20 protein-coding genes are annotated in these 21,262 nt (G+C 64.4%); 10 read left to right on the top strand and 10 right to left on the bottom strand.

Going from position 1 to position 21,262, the window contains the following annotated elements; translation table 11 throughout:
- Positions 1-75: 75 nt before the first annotated feature.
- Positions 76-555: an Lrp/AsnC family transcriptional regulator gene (locus tag ACQ5BM_RS15935; protein ID WP_065375464.1), complete on the top strand. Its 480-nt coding sequence runs from the start codon at positions 76-78 to the stop codon at positions 553-555.
- Positions 556-557: 2 nt separating this feature from the next.
- Here ACQ5BM_RS15935 and ACQ5BM_RS15940 read toward each other — a convergent pair whose 3' ends face one another.
- Positions 558-1,028 (bottom strand): MarR family winged helix-turn-helix transcriptional regulator, encoded by a 471-nt coding sequence (locus ACQ5BM_RS15940; RefSeq protein ID WP_429812964.1) that lies wholly within the window; start codon positions 1,026-1,028, stop codon positions 558-560.
- Between the two features lie 175 nt (positions 1,029-1,203).
- Between ACQ5BM_RS15940 and hmgA the strand changes: the two genes are divergently transcribed.
- The 5 genes from hmgA to purU all read left to right on the top strand — a co-directional run bounded on the left by hmgA (position 1,204) and on the right by purU (position 6,335).
- On the top strand, positions 1,204-2,571 hold the full coding sequence (gene hmgA, locus ACQ5BM_RS15945) for a homogentisate 1,2-dioxygenase (RefSeq protein ID WP_429812967.1): 1,368 nt from the start codon (positions 1,204-1,206) through the stop codon (positions 2,569-2,571).
- The gene (locus tag ACQ5BM_RS15950; protein WP_429812970.1) at positions 2,568-3,455 is read left to right on the top strand and encodes an MBL fold metallo-hydrolase; all 888 of its coding nucleotides are present in this window, start codon (positions 2,568-2,570) and stop codon (positions 3,453-3,455) included. Before hmgA ends, ACQ5BM_RS15950 begins: the two co-directional genes overlap by 4 nt.
- 112 nt (positions 3,456-3,567) lie before the next feature.
- Positions 3,568-4,584, top strand: coding sequence for a fumarylacetoacetate hydrolase family protein (locus ACQ5BM_RS15955; RefSeq protein WP_429812972.1), 1,017 nt, complete (start codon positions 3,568-3,570; stop codon positions 4,582-4,584).
- A 30-nt stretch (positions 4,585-4,614) separates the two neighbouring features.
- A complete protein-coding gene (maiA, locus tag ACQ5BM_RS15960) occupies positions 4,615-5,253 on the top strand; it encodes a maleylacetoacetate isomerase (protein ID WP_429812975.1) in 639 nt (212 codons plus the stop codon).
- Between the two features lie 197 nt (positions 5,254-5,450).
- Positions 5,451-6,335 (top strand): formyltetrahydrofolate deformylase, encoded by an 885-nt coding sequence (gene purU, locus ACQ5BM_RS15965; protein WP_429812977.1) that lies wholly within the window; start codon positions 5,451-5,453, stop codon positions 6,333-6,335.
- A 258-nt stretch (positions 6,336-6,593) separates the two neighbouring features.
- Here the strand turns inward: purU and ACQ5BM_RS15970 are convergent, their stop codons facing one another.
- The 6 genes from ACQ5BM_RS15970 to ACQ5BM_RS15995 form a co-directional block, all read right to left on the bottom strand.
- Positions 6,594-7,775 carry an acetyl-CoA C-acyltransferase gene (locus ACQ5BM_RS15970; RefSeq protein WP_429812979.1) on the bottom strand — a complete coding sequence of 394 codons (1,182 nt, stop codon included), beginning with the start codon at positions 7,773-7,775 and terminating at the stop codon, positions 6,594-6,596.
- Between the two features lie 125 nt (positions 7,776-7,900).
- Positions 7,901-9,295: a dihydrolipoyl dehydrogenase gene (lpdA, locus tag ACQ5BM_RS15975; RefSeq protein ID WP_429812982.1), complete on the bottom strand. Its 1,395-nt coding sequence runs from the start codon at positions 9,293-9,295 to the stop codon at positions 7,901-7,903.
- 7 nt (positions 9,296-9,302) lie between these two features.
- Positions 9,303-10,586, bottom strand: coding sequence for a dihydrolipoamide acetyltransferase family protein (locus tag ACQ5BM_RS15980; protein WP_429812984.1), 1,284 nt, complete (start codon positions 10,584-10,586; stop codon positions 9,303-9,305).
- Complete coding sequence (locus tag ACQ5BM_RS15985; RefSeq protein ID WP_429812986.1) at positions 10,587-11,600, bottom strand: alpha-ketoacid dehydrogenase subunit beta; 1,014 nt, start codon at positions 11,598-11,600, stop codon at positions 10,587-10,589.
- Position 11,601: 1 nt separating this feature from the next.
- Entirely contained in the window at positions 11,602-12,834 is a 1,233-nt protein-coding gene (locus ACQ5BM_RS15990) for a 3-methyl-2-oxobutanoate dehydrogenase (2-methylpropanoyl-transferring) subunit alpha (protein WP_429812988.1), read from the bottom strand.
- A gap of 422 nt (positions 12,835-13,256) precedes the next feature.
- Positions 13,257-14,588 carry an NAD(P)/FAD-dependent oxidoreductase gene (locus ACQ5BM_RS15995; protein ID WP_429812989.1) on the bottom strand — a complete coding sequence of 444 codons (1,332 nt, stop codon included), beginning with the start codon at positions 14,586-14,588 and terminating at the stop codon, positions 13,257-13,259.
- A 186-nt stretch (positions 14,589-14,774) separates the two neighbouring features.
- On the opposite strand from ACQ5BM_RS15995, the gene ACQ5BM_RS16000 reads away from it, so the two are divergent.
- Positions 14,775-15,173: a winged helix-turn-helix domain-containing protein gene (locus tag ACQ5BM_RS16000; protein ID WP_429812991.1), complete on the top strand. Its 399-nt coding sequence runs from the start codon at positions 14,775-14,777 to the stop codon at positions 15,171-15,173.
- Here ACQ5BM_RS16000 and modC read toward each other — a convergent pair.
- From modC to modA, 3 genes are all read right to left on the bottom strand, one after another.
- Positions 15,170-16,240 carry a molybdenum ABC transporter ATP-binding protein gene (gene modC, locus ACQ5BM_RS16005; protein WP_429812993.1) on the bottom strand — a complete coding sequence of 357 codons (1,071 nt, stop codon included), beginning with the start codon at positions 16,238-16,240 and terminating at the stop codon, positions 15,170-15,172. The two genes, ACQ5BM_RS16000 and modC, sit on opposite strands and share 4 nt — an antisense overlap.
- Entirely contained in the window at positions 16,237-16,938 is a 702-nt protein-coding gene (gene modB / locus ACQ5BM_RS16010) for a molybdate ABC transporter permease subunit (protein ID WP_429812995.1), read from the bottom strand. Before modB ends, modC begins: the two co-directional genes overlap by 4 nt.
- Positions 16,939-17,104: 166 nt before the next feature.
- Positions 17,105-17,896 carry a molybdate ABC transporter substrate-binding protein gene (gene modA / locus ACQ5BM_RS16015; protein WP_429812997.1) on the bottom strand — a complete coding sequence of 264 codons (792 nt, stop codon included), beginning with the start codon at positions 17,894-17,896 and terminating at the stop codon, positions 17,105-17,107.
- A 239-nt stretch (positions 17,897-18,135) separates the two neighbouring features.
- Between modA and ung the strand changes: the two genes are divergently transcribed.
- From ung to cobG, 3 genes are all read left to right on the top strand, one after another.
- Positions 18,136-18,843, top strand: coding sequence for a uracil-DNA glycosylase (ung, locus tag ACQ5BM_RS16020; protein ID WP_429812999.1), 708 nt, complete (start codon positions 18,136-18,138; stop codon positions 18,841-18,843).
- Positions 18,844-18,950: 107 nt separating this feature from the next.
- On the top strand, positions 18,951-19,721 hold the full coding sequence (gene cobF / locus ACQ5BM_RS16025) for a precorrin-6A synthase (deacetylating) (protein WP_429813001.1): 771 nt from the start codon (positions 18,951-18,953) through the stop codon (positions 19,719-19,721).
- Between the two features lie 171 nt (positions 19,722-19,892).
- Positions 19,893-21,260 (top strand): precorrin-3B synthase, encoded by a 1,368-nt coding sequence (gene cobG, locus ACQ5BM_RS16030; protein WP_429813654.1) that lies wholly within the window; start codon positions 19,893-19,895, stop codon positions 21,258-21,260.
- The last annotated feature ends 2 nt before the right edge of the window (positions 21,261-21,262 follow it).

Genomic DNA, 21,262 nt, shown 5'->3' on the forward strand with positions numbered 1-21,262 from the left:
ATGATGCTTGTATTCTTGCGCTGTTTGGACAAAATGGCGCACGAAACATGCAAAATATTGTATTAGGGCGCACGAATGGAGCAGCTTGACGGCTTCGATCTCAAGATCCTCAGTGAATTGCAGCGCGACGGGCATCTGACCAACAACGAACTGTCCGAACGCATCGCGCTTTCGCCGTCGCAATGCTCTCGGCGGCGCACCCGGCTCGAAGCGGAAGGCTATATCACCGGCTATCAGGCCCAGATCGACCGGCAGAAGCTCGGCCTTGATCTGATGGTGGTGATCTCGGTGACGCTCGCCACCCACAATCGCGACAATGCCAAGCGGTTCGGCAAGCTCGTCTCCAGCCTGCCCGAAGTTCTGGAGGCCTATGCCCTGACGGGCGAGATGGATTATCATCTGAGAGTAGTGACGCCGGATCTCGCGGGGCTTTCGCGCTTCGTCAACGACGTGCTGCTGCCTCACGACAGTGTGCAGCATGTGAAGACCTCGATCGTGCTCGAAACGCTGAAAAGCTTCGAAGGCGTGCCGATCCCGGAACGGATGAAAGGCTGAGCTCAGCCGCGGGCGTTGTCGGGTTTTTCGATCCTGACGATGGCGCGTTCTAATGCTTCCAGGCCGACAGCCAGCGCCTGCATTTCGGCCGGACCGATCAGCGCGTTCAATTCCGCCTGATAGCGGGCAGCAAGCTCGGTCAATTCGCCGTAGGCCCGAATGCCTGTCTTCGTCAGTTCCAGATGCTCGACGCGGCGGTCGTCCTCATGTTGGCGCCGCGTCAGCCAGCGGCGTTTTTCGAGGGCCGCGACGGCGCGGCTGACCTTGGTCTTGTGCATGGCCGAGTGGGCGCCGACCTCGGTCGCCGTCATCGGACGGCCGGTGCTGCCGAGGGCTGCGAGCGTGCGCCATTCCGGGCGGGTGAGCTGGTAGCGTGCCTTGTATTGGGCCGCGAAGCGCAGGGCGACGAATTCGGCTGCTCGGTTCAAGCGGTAGGGCAGAAAGGCATTGAGCTCGAAGCCATCGGCGGCCATCGCGGTGTCCTTGATAGTTACAAAATCGATAGTTACGATTGCAACTAATATGCCGAAAGCGCCGCTCACGTCCACGAGGATCAGCCGTCGCCGTGGCACCGGAAGTGTGCCGGCCCCTTCTTAAGGGGGGCGCTCCTCTGCTGGAGCCAGGCGTTTGGAGGAGGAGGATCGAACCATGCTCGAGAAGGCAGGAAAACAGGCCGATGCACAGGCCAAGGCAGCCGAGGCGCTCGGCTACATGCCGGGCTTCGGCAACGATTTCGAGACCGAAAGTTTGCCCGGCGCTCTGCCGCAGGGGCAGAACAGCCCGCAGAAATGCGCCTACGGGCTTTATGCCGAGCAGCTTTCCGGCTCGCCCTTCACCGCTCCGCGCGGCACCAACGAGCGTTCCTGGCTCTACCGTATCCGCCCGAGTGTCCGCCACACCGGGCGCTTCAGCAGGATCGACTATCCGCACTGGAAGACGGCGCCGCATGTGGCCGAACACTCGCTGGCACTCGGCCAGTTGCGTTGGAACCCGCTGCCGCCGCCATCGGAGAAGCTCAATTTCCTTGAGGGTATCCGCACGATGACGACGGCGGGCGACGCACCGACGCAGACCGGGATGGCGGCGCATGCCTATGCCTTCAACGCCGACATGGTGGACGACTATTTCTTCAACGCCGACGGCGAGCTCCTGATCGTTCCGGAGACCGGCGCCATCCAGGTCTTCACCGAACTCGGCAAGATGGATGTGCAACCCTCGGAGATCTGCCTCGTGCCGCGCGGTACCATGTTCAAGGTCACGCGGCTTGGCGACGAGAAGGTCTGGCGCGGCTACATCTGCGAAAACTACGGCGCCAAGTTCACGTTGCCGGATCGCGGCCCGATCGGCGCAAACTGCCTCGCCAACCCGCGCGATTTCAAGACGCCGGTCGCCGCCTTCGAGGAGAAGGAGACGCCCTGCCGCGTGCATGTGAAGTGGTGTGGTGGCTTCCACGTGACCGAGATCGGCCATTCGCCGCTCGATGTCGTCGCCTGGCACGGGAACTACGCGCCCTACAAATACGATCTCAAGACCTTCTCGCCCGTTGGCGCAATCCTCTTCGACCATCCGGATCCGTCGATTTTCACCGTGCTGACGGCACCTTCCGGCGAAGAGGGGACGGCGAACGTTGATTTCGTCATCTTCCCGCCGCGCTGGATGGTCGCCGAACACACCTTCCGGCCGCCCTGGTATCACCGCAACATCATGAGCGAGTTCATGGGGCTGATCTATGGCCGTTATGACGCGAAGGAAGAGGGTTTCGTGCCCGGCGGCATGAGCTTGCACAACATGATGCTGGCGCACGGGCCTGACGCGTCCGGCTACGACAAGGCGACAAACAGCGAGTTGAAACCGGTGAAGCTCGACCATACGATGGCCTTCATGTTCGAGACCCGCTTCCCGCAGCAACTGACCCGCTACGCCGCCGAACTGGAGACGTTGCAGGACAACTACATCGATTGCTGGAGCGATCTCAAGAAGCGGTTCAACGGGACGCCGGAAGGCGATTGGTCTTGAGTTCACGCCTCGTTTTGCTCGGCAGCAAGGGCGGTCCGGCGATCCGGCCGGGCGGCCCGTGGCCGACCTCGTCGCTCCTCGAAATCGGCGGTCGCAGGGTCGTCGTCGATTGCGGCCTCGGCGTCACCCGCGGGGTGACGGATGCCGGCGTAGCGCTGAAAGCGCTCGATCTCGTCGTCATCACCCATCTGCATTCGGACCATGTGCTCGAACTTGGACCGCTGATCCACACCGCCTGGACCGCCGGGCTCGCGCATCCCGTGCGCGTCTTCGGTCCTGTCGGGACCCTTGCCTGTTGGCAGGGCTTCCTGCAGTCACTGGCGTTCGACATCGACATCCGCATCGTCGATGAAGGGCGGCCGGACCTGCGTGCGCTGGTCGAGGTCATCGAATATTCCGACGGCAAAATCTTCTCGGAGCACGGCCTGACGTTGTCGGCGCTGCGCGTCGACCATCCGCCGGTCACCGACTGTTTTGCGCTCCGCTTCGACCATGCGGAAGGCTCGGTCGTATTCTCGTCCGACACGGCCTATTTCCCGCCGCTTGCCGATTTCGCCAGAGGCGCCGACATTCTCGTGCATGAGGCGATGCTTGCCGAAGGCGTCGACCGGCTGGTGGCGCGCACCGGCAATGGCGCGCGGCTGAAGGAGCATCTGCTTGCGAGCCACAGCTTCGCCGAACAGGCGGCCGCGATCGCGACGGCCGCCGGCGTCGGCCGGCTGGTGCTGCACCATCTGATCCCCGCCGATGATCCGGACATAACCGAAAACCACTGGATTGCGGCGACCCGCAAAAACTGGGCGGGCGCCTTGACGATCGCTGCCGACGGCCTTGTTGTGAAGCTTACGGACGATTCGTCCGTTTACAGCGCCGCGCGTCTTTGAAGACGCGCTAAGGCCGCTGTAACACTTTAAGCTGCCGCATAATTCCTATGCGGCAGGCGCGGTTTCCTCCGAAACCGCGTGAAACAACGAAAAGGTTGAGAGGGAGGACTGCATGAAACTGGCGACACTCAAGGACGGTTCGCGCGATGGAAAGCTCGTGGTCGTCTCCCGTGATCTTACCCGTTGCTCCGAGGTCGGGCATATCGCCCGCACGCTGCAGGCAGCGCTTGACGATTGGGCGCATGCCGGTCCTCGGTTGGCACGCGTGGCCGAGGGGATCGAGACCGGCTCGCAGCCGACGATCCGGTTCCATGAACACGATGCCCTCTCGCCGTTGCCGCGCGCTTACCAATGGGCCGACGGTTCGGCCTACGTCAATCACGTCGAACTGGTCCGCAAGGCCCGCAATGCCGAGATGCCGTCGAGCTTCTGGACCGATCCGCTGATGTATCAAGGCGGCTCTGACAGTTTCATCGCGCCGCGTGATCCGATCCCGCTTGTCGACGAAAGCTGGGGCGTCGACATGGAGGGCGAAGTTGCCGTCGTCGTCGACGACGTGCCGATGGCGGCGACGATCGAAGAGGCGCGGGCGGCCATCCGCCTCATCATGCTGGTCAACGACGTGTCGCTGCGCGGACTCATCCCGGCAGAGCTCGCGAAGGGCTTCGGCTTCTTCCAGTCGAAGCCGTCTTCCGCCTTCTCGCCGGTCGCCGTTTCTCCGGATGAATTGGGCGACGCCTGGGACGGTGGCAAGCTGCATCTGCCGCTCTGCGTCGACCTCAACGGCAAGCCCTTCGGTCGCGCCAACGCCGGCATCGATATGACTTTCGACTTTGCCCAGTTGGTTGCCCATGCCGCCAAGACCCGGCCGCTCGCTGCAGGCACGATCATCGGTTCGGGAACGGTCTCCAATAAGCTCGACGGCGGACCGGGCAAGCCGGTCGCCGAGGGCGGTGCCGGTTATTCCTGCATTGCAGAACTGCGGATGATCGAGACGATCATCGGCGGCGCGGCGAAGACGCAGTTCCTGAGGGTCGGCGACGTCGTGCGCATCGAGATGAAGGACAAGGCGGGCCATTCGATCTTCGGCGCGATCGAGCAGAGCGTCGAAGCCTACAACAAGGCCTGATACGGCCGAGCGACAAGAACGGGCAAAGGCATGAGCGAGACCGTCCTTTACGACTACTGGCGTTCGTCGGCGAGCTACCGGGTGCGTATCGCACTCAATAGCCTCGGCGAAAGCTATCGTTCGGTGCCGGTCGACCTGCTCGCCAAGGCGCACAAGCAGCCGGAGCATCTGGCGCGCAATCCGCAAGGCCTCGTGCCCGTTCTCGACATCGATGGCGAGCGCTTCACGCAATCGCTCGCCATCATCGAGTATCTCGCCGAGACACGTGCCGATAGCGGCTTCCTGCCGGATGATGCGGTCGCGCGCCAACGGGTGCGCACGCTGTCCTATGCGATCGCCATGGACATCCACCCGGTGTGCAATCTCGGCGTGATCTCCCATGTCATGGCCAATGCCGCGGATGGCGAAGCGGTTCGGCGCGACTGGATGCGCAAGTTCATCGGTGAGGGGCTTGCCGCCTTTGAACGGTTGCTCGACCATCCCGCAACGGGCCGGTTCTGCCATGGCGACCGCCCGACGATGGCGGATTTCTGCCTGGTGCCGCAGGTCTACAATGCCCGCCGCTGGGAGGTGGATCTCGGCGCTTGCCCGCGGCTTGTCGCGATCGATCAGAATTGTGCGGAGATCGAGGCTTTCGCCCGCGCGCATCCGGATCGCACGCCGCGCTGAGACGGTGCGACTTTCTGCCCGACCTCTCTCCAGGCACCGTCAGGCTGAAGCTGTATTGTGCTGACCGGCTCGTCTGGCCGGTTCCGTCAAGCGAATGTCGCGAATGGATCGACAGCGGCGAAAAGGCCGCGCTAGTTTTTGCGTGACTGGCCGTATATGGGGGGGCCGGAAAAACCTCTGGAGCGAGAGACCTACCGATGAAAAGCTATGTGCTGAACGTCAGCTGCAAGACCACCCGCGGCATCGTCGCCGCCATCACCGGCTATCTCGCCGAAAAGGGCTGTTACATTTCAGACAGTTCGCAGTTCGACGACCTCGAGACCGGCCTCTTCTTCATGCGGCTGACCTTCATCAGCCAGGAAGGCGTCAAGCTCGATGAACTCAAGGAGGGCTTCGAGCCGGTCGTCAAGCGCTTCAATATGGCGGCCGAAATCCGTGACAGCGAAGAGCGCATGAAGGTGCTGCTGATGGTGTCGCGTTTCGGCCATTGCCTCAACGACCTGCTCTATCGCTGGAAGATCGGCGCGCTGCCGATCGACATCGTCGGCGTCGTCTCCAACCACTTCGATTACCAGAAGGTGATCGTCAACCACGACATTCCCTTCCATCACATCAAGGTGACGAAGGAGAACAAGCCGAAGGCGGAAGCGCAGCTCCTGGAGATCGTCGAGCAGACCGGCGCCGAGCTGATCGTGCTTGCCCGCTACATGCAGGTCCTGTCGGATGCGCTCTGCAAGAAGATGTCGGGCCGGATCATCAACATCCACCACTCCTTCCTGCCGTCATTCAAGGGGGCCAACCCCTACAAGCAGGCCTATGAGCGCGGCGTGAAGCTGATCGGCGCGACGGCGCATTATGTCACCGCCGACCTCGACGAAGGCCCGATCATCGAGCAGGACATCGCCCGCATCACCCACGCCCAGAGCGCGGAAGACTATGTCTCTATCGGCCGCGATGTCGAAAGCCAGGTGCTGGCCCGTGCAGTGCACGCGCACATCCATCACCGTTGCTTCATCAACGGCAACCGCGTCGTCGTCTTCCCGCCGAGCCCGGGTTCCTATGCTTCCGAGCGCATGGGCTAAAGAGCGGCCGATCTGACCCTCTCGCCGTCAAGGGGAGAGGATCGAGAGGCAAATCGCCGCTGAAAACGACAAGCGCCGCCCGTTCGATCGGCGGCGCTTCTCACAAGTTGGAGCGGGATGCGGGCGGAAAACCGCGCGCACTTTTCCTCATTCCGCTACAGCGCCGCGCGTCTTATCAGACGCGCAAAGGTCGCTGTAGCACTTTGATTTGCTGCGTCCTTTAACCGGCTGCGATCAAAGGAGACATGCAGTCGTATCCTACTGCAACAGCTCCAGCCCCACTGCCGTCGCCTCGCCGCCACCGATGCAGAGCGAGGCAATTCCGCGTTTGACGCCCTTGGCGCGCATGGCGTGAAGCAGCGTCACGATGATGCGGGCACCGGACGCGCCGATCGGATGGCCGAGCGCGCAGGCGCCGCCGTTGATGTTGACGATATCGTCTGAGAGCCCGAGATCACGGATCGCCGCCATCGCCACCACGGCAAAGGCCTCGTTGATCTCGTAGAGGCCGACGCTGCCCTTCTCCCAGGCAAGCTTGGCCATCAGCTTGTCGATCGCGCCGATCGGCGCGGTCGTGAACCAGGCCGGTTCCTGTGCGTGGCCGGCGTGGCCAGCGACGATCGCAAGCGGCGTCAGCCCCCGCTTTTCCGCCTCACTTGCCCGCATCAAAATCAGTGCCGCTGCACCGTCGGAGATCGACGACGAATTGGCCGCGGTCACGCTGCCGCCGTCGCGGAAGGCGGGTTTGAGCTTCGGGATCTTTGCCGGATCCGATTTGGTCGGCTGCTCGTCGCGGTCGAGATTGGCGGTCTGCCGCTTTCCAGCGCCGCTGACCGCCACCGTCTCCTCGGCAAAGGAACCATCTTCAGCCGCGCGGGTTGCGCGCTCCAGCGAGCGAAGCGCGAAGGCGTCCTGATCGGCGCGCGAGAACTGGTAGTGTTCGGCCGTGTCCTCGGCATAGGTGCCCATCAGCCGGCCGGAGTAGGCGTCCTCGAGGCCGTCGAGGAACATATGGTCCTTGACCTCACCATGCCCGAGGCGGAAGCCGCCGCGCGCCTTCGGCAACAAATAGGGGGCGTTGGTCATCGACTCCATGCCACCGACGGCAAGCACGGTGGCGCTGCCGGACAGCAACGCGTCGTGGCCGAGCATCAGCGCCTTCATGCCGGAGCCGCAAACCTTGGAGACGGTCGTTGACGGCGTTTCCTTGCCGAGGCCGGCGCCAAGAGCTGCCTGGCGCGCCGGGTTCTGGCCGATGCCGGCCGGCAGCACATTGCCCATCAGCACCTCGTCGACAGCATCAAGGCCGGCGCGATCGAGTGCTGCCTTCAGCGCGATGGCGCCGATTTCCGGTGCGGTCAAATCCTTGAGGCTGCCCTGAAAGGCGCCCATCGGAGTGCGTGTCGCCGAAACGATGACGATCGGATCAATTCTGCTCATGTCTTTCTCCCGTGCGACAAAAGGCAATGGTTGGAGCGGGTGGGCGCCGCGTGTGTCCTTCTCCCCGCGTGGCGGGGAGAAAGTGGCCGGCAGGGCGGATGAGGGGCCATTTTACAACGCCTCGATCAGATATGCAGCGCGTGCCCCAGCGCCTTCAGCGCCGACTCCTGGAAGGCCTCGGACTGTGTCGGGTGGGCATGGATCGTGCCGGCGATGTCTTCGAGGCGCGCGCCCATTTCGATCGCAAGGCTGAAGCTTGCCGAGAGTTCCGAGACCCCGTGACCGACCGCCTGGATGCCGAGCACCAGGTGGTTATCGGCGCGGGCGACGACGCGGACGAAGCCGTCTTCCGAGAGCGTCGTCATGGCGCGGCCATTCGCCTGGAAGGGAAACTGGCCGATCTTGATCTCGATGCCGCTGGCGCGCGCCTCGTCGGGCGAGAGCCCGGCGGTGACGATTTCCGGGTCCGTGAAGCAGACGGCCGGGATGCAGCGCTTGTCCCAGCTTCGCTTATGGCCGGCGACGATCTCGGCCACCATTTCGCCCTGCGCCATGGCGCGGTGCGCCAGCATCGGCTCGCCGGTGACGTCGCCAATCGCGTAGATGCCGCGCATCGATGTGCGGCACTGGTCGTCGACGCGGATGAAGCGGCCGGTGCGATCAAGGTCGATCTCGTCCAGGCCGAAGCCTTCGGTCACCGGCCGGCGGCCGACGGTGACCAGCACTTTTTCGGCAGCGACGTCGACGGCGCGGCCGTTGTGCTCGGCATGCAGGCTATTGGTCTCGGCGGAGTAGCTCTTGGCGACCGTCTGTGTGAAGACCTCGATGCCGAGTTCGCCGAGGCGCTTGCCGATCGGCTTCGTCAGGTCGGCATCATATTGCGGCAGGATGCGCGTCAGGGCCTCGACGACGGTGACATGGCTGCCGAGCTTGGCGAAGGCCGTGCCGAGTTCGAGGCCGATATAGCCGCCGCCGATGACGGCGAGGCTCTTCGGCACGCTCTTCAGCGACAGGGCTTCGGTCGATGAAATGATCGGCCCGCCGAAGGGCAGGTCCGGAAGCTCGACCGGCGCCGAGCCGGTGGCGATCACGATCGCGTCGGCGCGGATGCGCTGCAGCCCGGTTTCGGTTTCGACGTCGACGGTCTTGCCATCGACGAAGCGAGCCGCCCCGATCACTGCCTTGACGCCGGCCTTCTTCAAGAGCCCGATCACCCCGCTGTTCAGCCGGCCGACGATGCCGTCCTTCCAGGCGACGGTGTGGGCAAGATCGATCGAGGGGCTGGCAAGTGAAAGGCCGAGCGGACTGCGGCCGGACGCCGCCGCACGCAGCTTGTGGAACTCTTCGGCCGCGTGGATCAAAGCCTTGGAGGGAATGCAGCCGACGTTGAGGCAGGTGCCGCCGGCCTTGGCCTTTTCGACGATCACGGTGTCGATGCCGAGCTGGCCGGCGCGGATGGCTGTAATGTAGCCGCCGGGGCCGGCGCCGATGACCAGCAGCTTGCAGGAAATTTCCTTCATGATCGCCTCAGGCCTCCACGAAAATAAGCGCCGGCGTTTCGAGCAGGGTCTTCAGCCGCTGCACGAAGACGGCCGCATCCCAGCCGTCGATGACGCGGTGATCGAAGCTCGAGGACAGGTTCATGATCTTGCGCGGCACGAACTGCGTGCCGTCCCAGACCGGGCGGATCGCCAGCTTGTTGACGCCGACGATCGCCACTTCCGGGTGGTTGATGACCGGGGTGGAGACGATGCCGCCGAGCGCGCCGAGCGACGAGATGGTGATCGTCGATCCGGTGAGCTCATCACGGGTGGCGGTCCCGGTGCGGGCTGCCTCGGCAAGACGGTTGAGCTCGTTGGCGCAGTCCCAGATGCCACGCGCTTCGGCATGGCGCACCACCGGCACGGTGAGGCCCGCCGGCGTCTGGGTGGCAATGCCGATATGCACGGCGTGATGGCGATGGATGATGCCGGGGCCGTCGTCGAAGATCGCGTTGACCGCGGGCTGCTCGGCAACGGTGCGAACGAGCGCCCGCATCAGATAGGGCAGGATCGTCAGCTTTGGCTGATCCGCCTTGCGGTCGCGGTTCATGGTGGCGCGCAGGTCCTCGAGCGCCGTCATGTCGACCTCTTCCACATAGGTGATGTGGGGAATGCGCGAGGTCGAGAGCGACATCTTCTCGGCGATGCGGCGGCGCAGCCCCGTCACCTTGATTTCATCGACCGCGGTCTTGCGCTGAAGGCCGGCGGGCGCCAGCGCCGGCTGAGCGCCGCGGGCGATGAACTGGTCGAGGTCGTCATGGGTGATCCGCCCGGCCGGACCGGTGCCGGTCACCTGGCGGAGATCGACGCCGCTTTCCTTGGCGCGCAGGCGCACGGCCGGTGACGCCAGCGCCTTTTCCAGCCGTTCGCCCGCCGCGTGGACGCCATTGGCGGCCGGTGCCTTGGTTTCGACCTTGGCGGGCTGGACGGGCTTGGCGACGGGCGCCGGTGCCTCGACCTTCACTTCTGGCTTTTCTTCAGCCTTCGCGGCCGGCTTTTCGTCGAGAGGTGCGGTGGTCGCGCCTTCGCCGGCGATCTCGATGCGCACGAGCGGCGATTTCACCGCGACCGTGTCGCCCACTTCGGCGCCGAGCCAGAGCACGGTGCCGGTCACGGGCGATGGGATTTCGACGGTTGCCTTGTCGGTCATGACGGCGGCGAGCACCATGTCCTCGCGCACGGGATCGCCGGGCTTCACATGCCATTCGACGAGTTCCGCCTCGGCCACGCCTTCGCCGACATCGGGCATCTTGATTACGAATTCGCCCATTCAGGCCTCCATCACTTCGACGAGCGCGCGTCCGACGCGCGCGGGGCCGGGGAAATAGTCCCATTCCTGGGCGTGCGGGTAGGGCGTGTCCCAGCCGGCAACGCGCACGACGGGCGCTTCGAGATGGTAGAAGCAATGTTCCTGCACGAGGGCGGCGACTTCGCCGCCGAAGCCCGATGTGAGTGTTGCCTCGTGCACGACGACACAGCGGCCGGTCTTCTCGACGGATTTCACGATCGTGTCGAGGTCGAGCGGCAGCAGGCTGCGCAGGTCGATCACTTCGGCGTCGATGCCGGTCTCCTCGGCCGCGGCAAGCGCCACATGCACCATGGTGCCGTAGGCGACGACAGTGACGGCGGAGCCCAGGCGGCGGACTTCCGCCTTGCCGATCGGGATCGTGTAGTGTCCCTCCGGCACCTCGCCGAGATCATGCTTCGACCAGGGGATGACCGGTCGGTCGTGATGGCCGTCGAACGGACCGTTGTAGAGCCGCTTCGGCTCGAGGAACATCACGGGATCGGGATCTTCGATCGAAGCGATCAGCAGGCCCTTGGCGTCATAGGGATTCGAAGGCACCACGACCTTGAGGCCGCAGACATGGGTGAAAAGCGCTTCCGGGCTCTGGCTGTGCGTCTGGCCGCCGAAGATGCCGCCGCCGGTCGGCATGCGCAGCACGATCGGGCAGGTGAAATCGCCGTTGGAGCGGTAGCGGATGCGGGCCGCTTCCTGGGTGATCTGGTCGTAGGCCGGATACATGTAGTCGGCAAACTGGATCTCGACGCAGGGCTTCAGGCCGTAGGCCGCCATGCCGATTGCCGTTCCGACGATGCCGCTCTCGCTGATCGGCGCGTCGAAACAGCGGGTCTTGCCGTATTTCGCCTGAAGCCCCTGCGTGCAGCGGAAAACGCCGCCGAAATAACCGACGTCCTCGCCGAAGACGACGACATTGTCGTCGCGCTCCATCGAGACATCCATGGCGCTGCGCACGGCTTCGATCATTGTCATTCTGGCCATATCAGTATCCTGCCTTCTGCCGCTGGCGGCGAATGTGCGGCGGCATCTCGGCATAGACGCCCTCGAAGATATCGCGCACCGAGGGTTTGCCGCCGGCATGCAGCGTGCCGTGGCCTTCGGCCTGTTTCTGCGCCTGGATCACCTCGTCCAGGATCTCGGCCTCGGCCTGGGCGTGGCGTTCCTCCGACCAGGCGCCGCGCAGGATGAGGTGCTTCTTCAGTCTGAGGACCGGGTCGCCGAGCGGCCAGGCTTCCGATTCCGTCTTGGGGCGATAGGCGCTCGGATCGTCGGAGGTCGAATGGGCGCCGACCCGGTAGGTGACATATTCGATCAGCGTCGGGCCGAGGTTGCGCCTTGCCCGCTCGGCCGCCCATTTGGCGACGGCGTAGACGGCAAGATAGTCGTTGCCGTCGACGCGCAGCGCCGGGATGCCGAAGCCAAGGCCGCGGGCGGCGAAGGTGCCGGAACCGCCGCGGGCAATGCCCTGGAAGGTCGAGATCGCCCACTGATTGTTGACGATATTGAGGATGACAGGCGCCTTGTAGGTGGAGGCGAAGACGAGCGCCGAGTGGAAATCCGATTCCGCCGTCGAACCGTCGCCGATCCAGGCGGCGGCGATCCTGGTGTCTCGCTTGATTGCGGACGCCATCGCCCAGCCGACCGCCTGCACATACTGGGTGGCGAGGTTGCCGGAGATGGTGAAGAACCCATGCTCCTTGGAGGAATACATGATCGGCAATTGCCGGCCGCGCAGCGGATCGCTTTCATTCGAGAAGATCTGGTTCATCATCTCGACCATCGGGTAGCCGTCGGCGATCAATAGACCCGCCTGGCGATAGGTCGGGAAGTTCATGTCGCCTTTGTTCAGCGCCTTACGGAAGGCGCAGCTGACGGCTTCTTCACCCAGATGCTGCATGTAGAAGGAGGTCTTGCCCTGGCGCTGGGCCATCAGCATGCGCGCATCGAAGGCGCGCAGCGTCATCATGTGGCGGAGACCGGCGAGAAGTTCGTCATCCGAGAGCAGCCCGGCCCAGGGGCCGACCGCCTCACCATCGCGGTTAAGCACGCGGATGATCGAATAGGCGAGGTCGCGGATCTCCTCGGACGCGACGTCCACCTCCGGGCGCGGCACCGAGCCGGCTTTCGGGATCTTGACGTTGGAGAAATCCGGCTCACCACCGGGCCGAACCGCCGGTTCGGGGACATGCAGACTAAGTCGATCGAGATCGCTCATGCGGTTTCCGGCCTCCTCCGGAGTGCGCAGCGCACCAATTCAAGAGCGGTTCCAGTCGAGCCGCTCTTCATCTCTGTTCTCACGCATTTCCGGGCGCAAAACCGCTACGCACTCTTGCTGGAAATGCTTTTGCTTCGGAAGAACCGCAGGCCTGAGGTGTACGAGGACGTGCAATGTGACCCGCAAGGCTCCTCCGCCCGAGGTCTGCACAGACTCCTCCTAAAAGCCCCCGTTCTCCCGACGGGAATGCTCACAGACTGCCATGAGTTCCGGGGCTTATGAAGGTCTTTCCGTCTTGTAGGGCGGGGGCAGGCAAAGAAAGATAGAATCCTGCCGGGAGTGCGCCCACGCGTTGTGTTGCGCATATCGCTGCCGGTCGCTGCTTGTAATTTTCTTTCGTGGCCAGCCGCCGGCGACGACGGTCAAACCGGAGGAGCAAGCGTGATGGGCGTTCCATCGAAGAAGCGCGAGAGCCGGAATGGCGTCGGATCGACGATCGGTTTCTTGCCGGTCACGAGATCGGCGACGAGATGGCCGGCACCGGGGCCGATGCCGAAACCGTGGCCCGAAAATCCCGTCGCGATGACGAGGCCCGGAACGGCGTCGGCTGGCGAGATGACGGGCACGGCATCGGGCGTCACGTCGATCAGGCCCGCCCAGATCTGCTGCACCTTGGTTTCGCGCAGGAACGGGAAGGCCTTGCCGGCGGCGTCCAGGGCCTTCAGCGCCCGGCGCGAATCCGGGTTGGGATCGAGCACGCGGTGCCGCTCGAACGCGCCGGGTCGGTCGAGCGGCACGGAACCGATTTCGAACAGTTCGTTCCAGCTCTGGGCGCTGATACCCACCTGGACAGCCTCGCCCTCGGCCTTTCGCGCCGGCTGGAAATCGCGGAAGAAGGCGAAGCTGTCGGGCACGATCGCATGTAGGTTGGCGGCACCGTCGGCAATCGTATAGCCGCCGTCGAGCCGCTTGCGATAGGCATAGGTCGCCGTTGCGCCGGCACCGTCGGGGCCGCCGGAAACGGCCCCGGTTCTCAGCACCGTATTGCGGACCTTCAGTTGCGGGAGGCGGATGCCAAGGCCTTTGAGGAACAGCCGGGACCAGGCGCCGCCGGCGACAACTACGGTGGACGTTTCGATGCGACCCTTCTCGGTCACGACCGCGGAGATCTGCCCGGCGGCCTTCTCGACGCCGCGCACGGCACAGCCGGTCAAGATGCGGGCACCGGCGCGACGGGCGCCGGTAACGAGCGCCGGCACTGCCTTCTGCGGTTCGGCCCGACCATCGCTCGGCGTGAAGAGCGCGCCTTCATAACGGATTGCGGCACCGGGCATCATGGCCTCGGTGGCGTCGGGGCCGAGTTGTTCACTATCGACGCCGTAGGGCTTTGCCATGGCGAGCCAGGCGTCGCGATTGGCGACGTCGCGCTCGTTCTCGGAGATGTAGAGAATACCGCTGCGGCGAAAGCCGGTCTCGCCGCCAATGCGGGCGTCGAGCGTATCCCAGATCTTCAGCGCCTCGATCGCCAGCGGGATCTCACGCTCGTCGCGGCCCATGACCCGCACCCAGCCCCAGTTGCGGCTCGACTGCTCCGCTCCGGGCGTGCCCTTCTCGCAGAGAACGACGTCGACGCCGCGTTCGGCGAGGAACAGAGCGGTGCTGACGCCGATGATGCCGCCACCGACGATGACGACGTCGGCCTTGGCGGGCAATGCGGTATCGGTTGCGATGGGATCGAGCGTCGGACCGGGCATGGAGAAGGTACTTTCGGGCAGGACTTGTCGGGATCATCGGTGCATGTCGAAGGCGCGAGATCAAGACCCGCTATCTGGCCATTGCTCGAAAGCTTGGGTTGCCGGCTCACTTTGTTTGAGAAAGCTGGTCCGGCTCGTCACCCGGCGGACTTCCGGTTTGCTCGGCGAGCTTCTATGCTCGCCCGCATGAGTGACAATCGCCCCGATCTTCGCACCGTCCTGCGCATCGATTTTCCGCCTGCCGGCCGGCTCGGTCGCGGCAAGATCATGCTGCTCGAACTGATCCGCGAGACCGGTTCCATCTCCGCTGCCGGGCGGGCGATGGACATGTCCTATCGCCGCGCCTGGCTGCTGGTCGATGCCTTGAACCGGATGTTCAGCGAGCCATCGGTCGATACGCAGCGCGGCGGCAAACAGGGCGGGGGAGCATTGGTGACACCGTTCGGCGAAGAGCTGATCCGACGCTACAGGCAAATGGAAGAAAGGGCGCAAGCCGCGATTGCCGAGGATCTCGCCTGGCTCGAGTCCGTTCGCGGCAGCGATGCACCGTCCGATACTGGCGACGTCGTTTCCAAGAAGGCCTAGTGATCGATCGCCACGGACTTGATGATGGCATAGACCGTCTTGCCGGGAACGAGTTGCAGCGCGTCGCGTGAAAAGCGGGTAATGCGGGCGGCAATTGTCGCATCGCCACAATTCACCCTGACGTCGATGCTGCCGTCTTCCTCGGTCGCGATCGCAAGGATTCGCCCTTCGAGCACGTTGAGCGCACTGATCTCCACCGGTCTTGATGTCGCCAGCATGACGTCGCGCGCGGCGATGTGCAGGCGAAGCCTGCTGCCGGGTGTGGCACTGACACCCGCAATGCGCAGCCGTTCCCGTCCGACCCGGACGGTCGTCAACTCGTGCGACGGATCGGTTCCCGCGACCTCGCCCTCCAGCAGCACGCCGGCCTCGCGCCGGCCGGTGGCGAGCGTGGCGGCGGGGGCGCTCAACACCTCAGCGGCCGCGCCCGATGCCGTGACCCGACCATTTTCGAGCACCACGACGCGCCGCGCCAGCCGGGCGACTTCGCTGACGGAATGGCTGACATAGACGATCGGAATGCCGGCATCGTCACGCAGCCGTTCGAGATAGGGCAGGATCTCCGCCTTGCGCGCCTCGTCGAGGGCGGCAAGGGGTTCGTCCATCAGCAGCAGGCGCGGTGCCGCCAGCAGGGCGCGGCCGATCGCGACGCGCTGCCGTTCGCCGCCGGAAAGGGCTGAAGGGTTACGATCGAGCAGATGGGCGATGCCGAGCATGTCGACGATGCGTGTGAAATCGCTACTGCCACTCTTGCCGGCGAACCAGCGGCCATAGGCGAGGTTGTGGCCTACGCTCAGATGCGGAAAGAGCCGCGCTTCCTGGAAGACGTAGCCGAAGCGGCGGCGATGCACGGGGGTAAAGATCCGGCGCTCGCTGTCGGCGATGACGTCGCCGTCGAGCACAACGCGGCCGCTTTGCGGCTTCAGCAGCCCGGCGATAATGTTGATGAGCGAGGTCTTGCCGGAGCCGGAGCGGCCGAACAGTGCGGTCACGCCGCCGTCGGACGTAAAGGCGGCATCGAGCGCGAAATGGCCGAGCTGGTGGCGGGCTTCGACGATGAGGCTCATGGGGCCGCCACCCGTCTGGCGGCAAGTGCCGCCAGCAGTTCGGAAAAGATCAGGGCGGCCATGGAGATGATGATCGAAATGATCGTCAGCCGCATGGCGCCGGCATCGCCGCCCGGCACCTGGGTGAAGGTGTAGATGGCGGAGGAAAGCGTCTGCGTCTCGCCGGGAATGTTGGAGACGAAGGTGATCGTCGCACCGAACTCGCCCATTGCCTTGGCGAAGGCGATGATCATGCCGGCGATGATGCCGGGGATGATAAGCGGCAGGGTGACGGTGACGAAGACCCAGGGCGGGCTGGCGCCAAGCGTGGTCGCCGCGTCTTCCAGCTTGCGGTCGACCGCCTCGATCGACAGGCGGATGCTGCGCACCATCAGCGGAAAGGCCATGACGGCGCAGGCAAGCGCCGCGCCCGTCCAGCGGAAGGAAAAGACCAGGCCGAAATAATCGGCGAAGAAGGCGCCGAGCGGTCCGCGGCGGCCGAAGAGCAAGAGAAGGAGGAAGCCGGTGACGACGGGCGGCAGGATCAGCGGCAGGTGAACGAGACCGTTCAGCAGCGTCTTGCCCCAGAAGCGGCCGCGGGCGAGCAGCATGGCGACAGCGAGCGCGAAGGGCAGGCTGCAGAGCATTGCGACGGTTGCGACGCGCAGGCTCAGCATGATCGCTGTCCATTCCGCATCGCTCACTGCAAGCCAGTCCAATGGATATCGCTCCCGATATGTGGCCGGTGGGATGTGGCTATCCGCCTGCGTCCGCCCCTGCCTCTGACCCATGATTGCGTCGCCCGCGTTTGGGCGCGGGCGACGCGTGACGATAGATGCTTCGCCTGCCTCTGGACAGCCGAGATCCAACGTCGTTTCAGGCCGATTACTTGAGAACCGTGAAGCCCTGCTTTTCGAAGAGGGCGGCTGCCTTGTCCGACTTGACGAAGTCGACGTAGGCGGCGGCATCCGGGCTCTTGCTTTCGGCGGTGATCGCGATCGGATAGACGATCGGCGGATGGCTGTCTTCGGGGAAGATGCCGACGACCTTCACGCCCGGATCGGCCGCGGCGTCGGTCTGGTAGACGATGCCGTAAGGCGCTTCGCCGCGGGAGACGAGGAGGAGGGCGGCGCGAACGCTTTCGGCGCCGGCGACCCTGGGTTCGACGGCCTTCCAGGCGTCGAGCTTTTCGAGTGCGGCCTTGCCGTATTTGCCGGCGGGAACGGAATCAACTGCACCCATGGCGAGGCGACCGTCGCCGAGCATGCCTGCGAGATCGAAGCCCTGCTTGATCTCGACCGGTGCCGCGTCCTGCTTGCCGGAGACGAGCACGATGCGGTTGCCGAGCAGGTTCGACCGGGTGTCATCCTTGATCAGCTTCTTGTCGGCGAGATAGTCCATCCAGGCAAGATCGGCAGAAATGAAGACATCGGCCGGGGCGCCCTGTTCCACTTGCTTGGCGAGCGCGGAGCTTGCAGCGTAGGAGACGGTTGTTTGCTTGCCGCTTTCCTTCTGCCAATCTGCATTGATCGCATCGAGCGCGTTCTTCAGGCTCGCGGCGGCAAAGACCGTCACCTTCTCTTCAGCCCGCGCGGCTGCCGGCATCACGGTGCCGCCGGCCCAGGCGAGGCCGAGTGTCAGCACCAGGCCCCTCAGCCAGTCTCTTCTCTTGATCATCAAATTCCCTCCCACGAAGCGTGATATCTCTCAGGATACAACGGTGTCGCTTTCTGATTACCGATGTATTCTTTGAAATACAATGCTCTTGAGCGAGGTTAGTGATCCGCACGGAAGGCGCGCCGATAGATCGGACAAAACCCGTGCAACATCCGACGGACGCGGGCGATAGTCCTTGCGATGACGGTCGGGCGGCCTAAATTGCTGGCTTCGAAGCCAAAAGATGGACCGGAGGTGTGATGGAAACGGCGGTGAAGCTCGAAGAGAGCTGGAAGGCAGCGCTGGCGCCGGAGTTTTCCAGCGCCTATATGGCCGACCTCAAGCAGTTCCTCGTCGCACAGAAGAGCGCAGGCCGGCAGATTTTTCCGCGCGGCGCCGAGTATTTTCGCGCCCTCGACCTGACTCCGCTCGACAAGGTACGCGTCGTCATCCTCGGCCAGGATCCCTATCACGGCGACGGCCAGGCGCACGGGCTCTGCTTCAGTGTTCGCCCCGGCGTGCGGACGCCGCCCTCGCTCGTCAACATCTACAAGGAACTGAACACCGATCTCGGCATTCCGCCGGCGCGGCACGGCTTTCTCGAAAGCTGGGCGAAGCAGGGCGTGCTCCTGTTGAACAGCGTGCTGACGGTCGAGCGCGGGCTGGCCGCCTCGCACCAGGGACGCGGCTGGGAACGCTTCACCGACGCGATCATTCGTGCGGTCAACGAAGCCGATCATCCGGTGGTCTTCATGCTCTGGGGTTCCTATGCGCAGAAGAAGGCGGCTTTCGTCGACCGCTCGCGCCATCTGGTGTTGCGAGCCCCGCATCCCTCGCCTCTGTCCGCCCATTCCGGCTTTCTCGGTTGCCGACATTTCTCCCAGGCCAATGCTTTCCTCGAATCGAAGGGCTTCGACGCGATCGACTGGCGCCTGCCCGACAATCCAGTTGCGGCCGAGGTCAATTGAGGTCGGTCTCGGCCTGACGCGGATGGCGGTCTCGCTGTCGCGCGAAGAGCTTGCGTCGGCAGCAGCGATGCGCCTAAGACGCCAGGACAGGAATGGTGGAGGCGGACATGCGCAAAATTCTGATCATCGGCATCGGTTCCGGCAATCCGGAGCACATGACGGTGCAGGCGATCAATGCGCTGAACCAGGCCGACGTGCTCTTCATCCCGACCAAAGGGGCGAAGAAGACCGAGCTTGCCGAAGTGCGCCGCGACATCTGCGCCCGATACCTGACGCGCAGCGACAGCCGCATCGTCGAATTCGCGGTGCCGGTGCGCCGCACCGAGGGCGTCAGCTATGACGGCAGCGTCGACGACTGGCATCAACAAATCGCTGCGATCTACGAAAGGCTGCTTGCCGACGAGTTGGGCGAGGAGGGAACCGGTGCGTTCCTCGTCTGGGGCGATCCGATGCTCTACGACAGCACCATCCGCATCGTCGAGCGGGTCAAGGCGCGCGGGCAGGTTGCCTTCGATTATGACGTCATCCCGGGGATCACCAGCCTGCAGGCGCTCTGCGCCAGCCACAGGATTCCGCTGAACCTCGTCGGCAAGCCGGTGGAAATCACCACCGGGCGCCGGTTGCACGAGAGTTTTCCCGAGAGGAGCCAGACCTCCGCCGTCATGCTCGACGGCGAGCAGGCGTTCCAGCGGATCGACGATCCGGATGCGGAGATCTATTGGGGTGCCTATCTCGGCACGCCGGATGAGATCGTCATTTCCGGCCGCCTTGCCGCGGTGAAAGAACGGATCCTCGAAACCCGGGCGGCGGCGCGTGAGAAGATGGGATGGATCATGGATATTTATCTGCTTCGCAAGGGCGCCGATTTCGAGGAGTGACGAGGCGAGCGGATCGCGTCGTGTTTGATCTCACTCAAGGTTTGCCGCCGTGTTATAGGGTCTTAGGGTGGGATGAGGAAAAGTGTTTGCGGTTTTCCGCCCGCACCCCGCTCTAGCTTTTTTGAACAGAGGTTTCTTCAGGGAGGAGGGCCTCGAACGATGACGGATTTGATGACCAGTTGCGCCCTCTCGTCGACAGGAGAAGCCGGTGCGGGTGCCTCGATGCGGCGCGGCGCTTGTCCGTCGCTCGCCGCGCCGATGCAGACCGGCGATGGCCTGCTCGTGCGGCTCAGGCCCGATGACGACAGTCTTACCATTCCCAAGGTCCTGGCGCTGGCCGCAGCGGCTGAAACCTTCGGCAACGGCATCATCGAGATCACCGCGCGCGGAAACCTGCAGCTGCGCGGCCTGAGCGATGCGACGGTGCCGGCGCTGGCACAGGCGATCGGCGATGCGGAGATCACGATCGCCGAAGGACTGGCGATCGAGGTGCCGCCACTTGCCGGTATCGACCCCGCAGAGATTGCCGATCCCCGTCCGATCGCGGCGGCTCTTCGCGGGGCTTTGCAGGTGCACCGGCCGTCCTTGAAACTCGCACCCAAATTGTCCGTCGTCATCGACGGTGGCGGCCGCTTCGGGCTCGATGCCGTCGTGGCCGATATTCGCCTTCAGGCACTTTCGACGCCGGATGGTGTCGTCTGGCTGCTGTCGCTTGGCGGAACTGCTGCGAGGGGAAGCATCGTCGGCGTGCTGAACGGCGACGCGGTGGTGCCGGCGCTGATCGCCATTCTGGAGATGCTTTCCGGCCTTGGCACGGCCGCGCGCGGGCGCGATCTCGATCCCGGGGAAGTTCGCGCCCTTTGTCGTTGCGAGGGGCATTCCGAGCGCCCAGCCGTCCAAGGCTCGGCCGCGATACCCGGCATTCACGAGCTGGGGGACTCCGAAGCGGTTCTTGGACTCGGCCTCGCATTTGCACAGGTCGAGGCATCAGCGATCGTCTCCTTTCTTCACCGGGCCGAGGCGCTCGGCGCCACTGCGATCCGGCTCGCGCCGGGGCATGCCTTCTTCGTGCTCGGTCTGGCGCGCGAGGCCGCAGCCGCGGCCCAGGGCCTGGCAGCGGCACTCGGCTTTCGCATCGCTGCCGAGGACCCGCGCAACGCGATCGCAACCTGCGCCGGCAGCAAGGGCTGTGCCTCCGCGCGGATGGAAACCAAGGCGATGGCGCAGCGCCTCGTCGAGGCGGCGCCCGACTTGCTCGACGGCTCGCTCGTCGTCCATCTTTCCGGCTGCGCCAAGGGGTGTGCCCGGCCGAAACCGTCGGAATTGACGCTGGTCGGTGCGCCATCAGGATACGGGCTTGTCGTAAATGGGGCTGCCAACGGCTTGCCAAGCGCCTACACCGATGAGAATGGAGTGAAATCCGCGCTTGCTCGGCTTTGCGGGCTGGTGAGGCAAAACAAAGACGCTGGCGAATCGGCGCAGTCCTGTCTTACACGGCTCGGAGCTGCGCGCGTCTCGGCAGCGTTCGAACAGGGATAGAC

Source organism: Ensifer sp. B1-9 (assembly GCF_050474445.1).
In the GTDB taxonomy this organism is placed as follows: Bacteria; Pseudomonadota; Alphaproteobacteria; order Rhizobiales; family Rhizobiaceae; genus Ensifer.

What these genes read in the sequence shown, in the direction of transcription:
- ACQ5BM_RS15935 (WP_065375464.1), top strand. Translation starts at nt 76, where the DNA reads ATGGAGCAGCTTGACGGCTTCGATCTCAAGATCCTCAGTGAATTGCAG.
- ACQ5BM_RS15940 (WP_429812964.1), bottom strand. Translation starts at nt 1,028, where the DNA reads ATGGCCGCCGATGGCTTCGAGCTCAATGCCTTTCTGCCCTACCGCTTG.
- hmgA (WP_429812967.1), top strand. Translation starts at nt 1,204, where the DNA reads ATGCTCGAGAAGGCAGGAAAACAGGCCGATGCACAGGCCAAGGCAGCC.
- ACQ5BM_RS15955 (WP_429812972.1), top strand. Translation starts at nt 3,568, where the DNA reads ATGAAACTGGCGACACTCAAGGACGGTTCGCGCGATGGAAAGCTCGTG.
- maiA (WP_429812975.1), top strand. Translation starts at nt 4,615, where the DNA reads ATGAGCGAGACCGTCCTTTACGACTACTGGCGTTCGTCGGCGAGCTAC.
- purU (WP_429812977.1), top strand. Translation starts at nt 5,451, where the DNA reads ATGAAAAGCTATGTGCTGAACGTCAGCTGCAAGACCACCCGCGGCATC.
- ACQ5BM_RS15970 (WP_429812979.1), bottom strand. Translation starts at nt 7,775, where the DNA reads ATGAGCAGAATTGATCCGATCGTCATCGTTTCGGCGACACGCACTCCG.
- lpdA (WP_429812982.1), bottom strand. Translation starts at nt 9,295, where the DNA reads ATGAAGGAAATTTCCTGCAAGCTGCTGGTCATCGGCGCCGGCCCCGGC.
- ACQ5BM_RS15980 (WP_429812984.1), bottom strand. Translation starts at nt 10,586, where the DNA reads ATGGGCGAATTCGTAATCAAGATGCCCGATGTCGGCGAAGGCGTGGCC.
- ACQ5BM_RS15985 (WP_429812986.1), bottom strand. Translation starts at nt 11,600, where the DNA reads ATGGCCAGAATGACAATGATCGAAGCCGTGCGCAGCGCCATGGATGTC.
- ACQ5BM_RS15990 (WP_429812988.1), bottom strand. Translation starts at nt 12,834, where the DNA reads ATGAGCGATCTCGATCGACTTAGTCTGCATGTCCCCGAACCGGCGGTT.
- ACQ5BM_RS15995 (WP_429812989.1), bottom strand. Translation starts at nt 14,588, where the DNA reads ATGCCCGGTCCGACGCTCGATCCCATCGCAACCGATACCGCATTGCCC.
- ACQ5BM_RS16000 (WP_429812991.1), top strand. Translation starts at nt 14,775, where the DNA reads ATGAGTGACAATCGCCCCGATCTTCGCACCGTCCTGCGCATCGATTTT.
- modC (WP_429812993.1), bottom strand. Translation starts at nt 16,240, where the DNA reads ATGAGCCTCATCGTCGAAGCCCGCCACCAGCTCGGCCATTTCGCGCTC.
- modA (WP_429812997.1), bottom strand. Translation starts at nt 17,896, where the DNA reads ATGATCAAGAGAAGAGACTGGCTGAGGGGCCTGGTGCTGACACTCGGC.
- ung (WP_429812999.1), top strand. Translation starts at nt 18,136, where the DNA reads ATGGAAACGGCGGTGAAGCTCGAAGAGAGCTGGAAGGCAGCGCTGGCG.
- cobF (WP_429813001.1), top strand. Translation starts at nt 18,951, where the DNA reads ATGCGCAAAATTCTGATCATCGGCATCGGTTCCGGCAATCCGGAGCAC.
- cobG (WP_429813654.1), top strand. Translation starts at nt 19,893, where the DNA reads ATGACCAGTTGCGCCCTCTCGTCGACAGGAGAAGCCGGTGCGGGTGCC.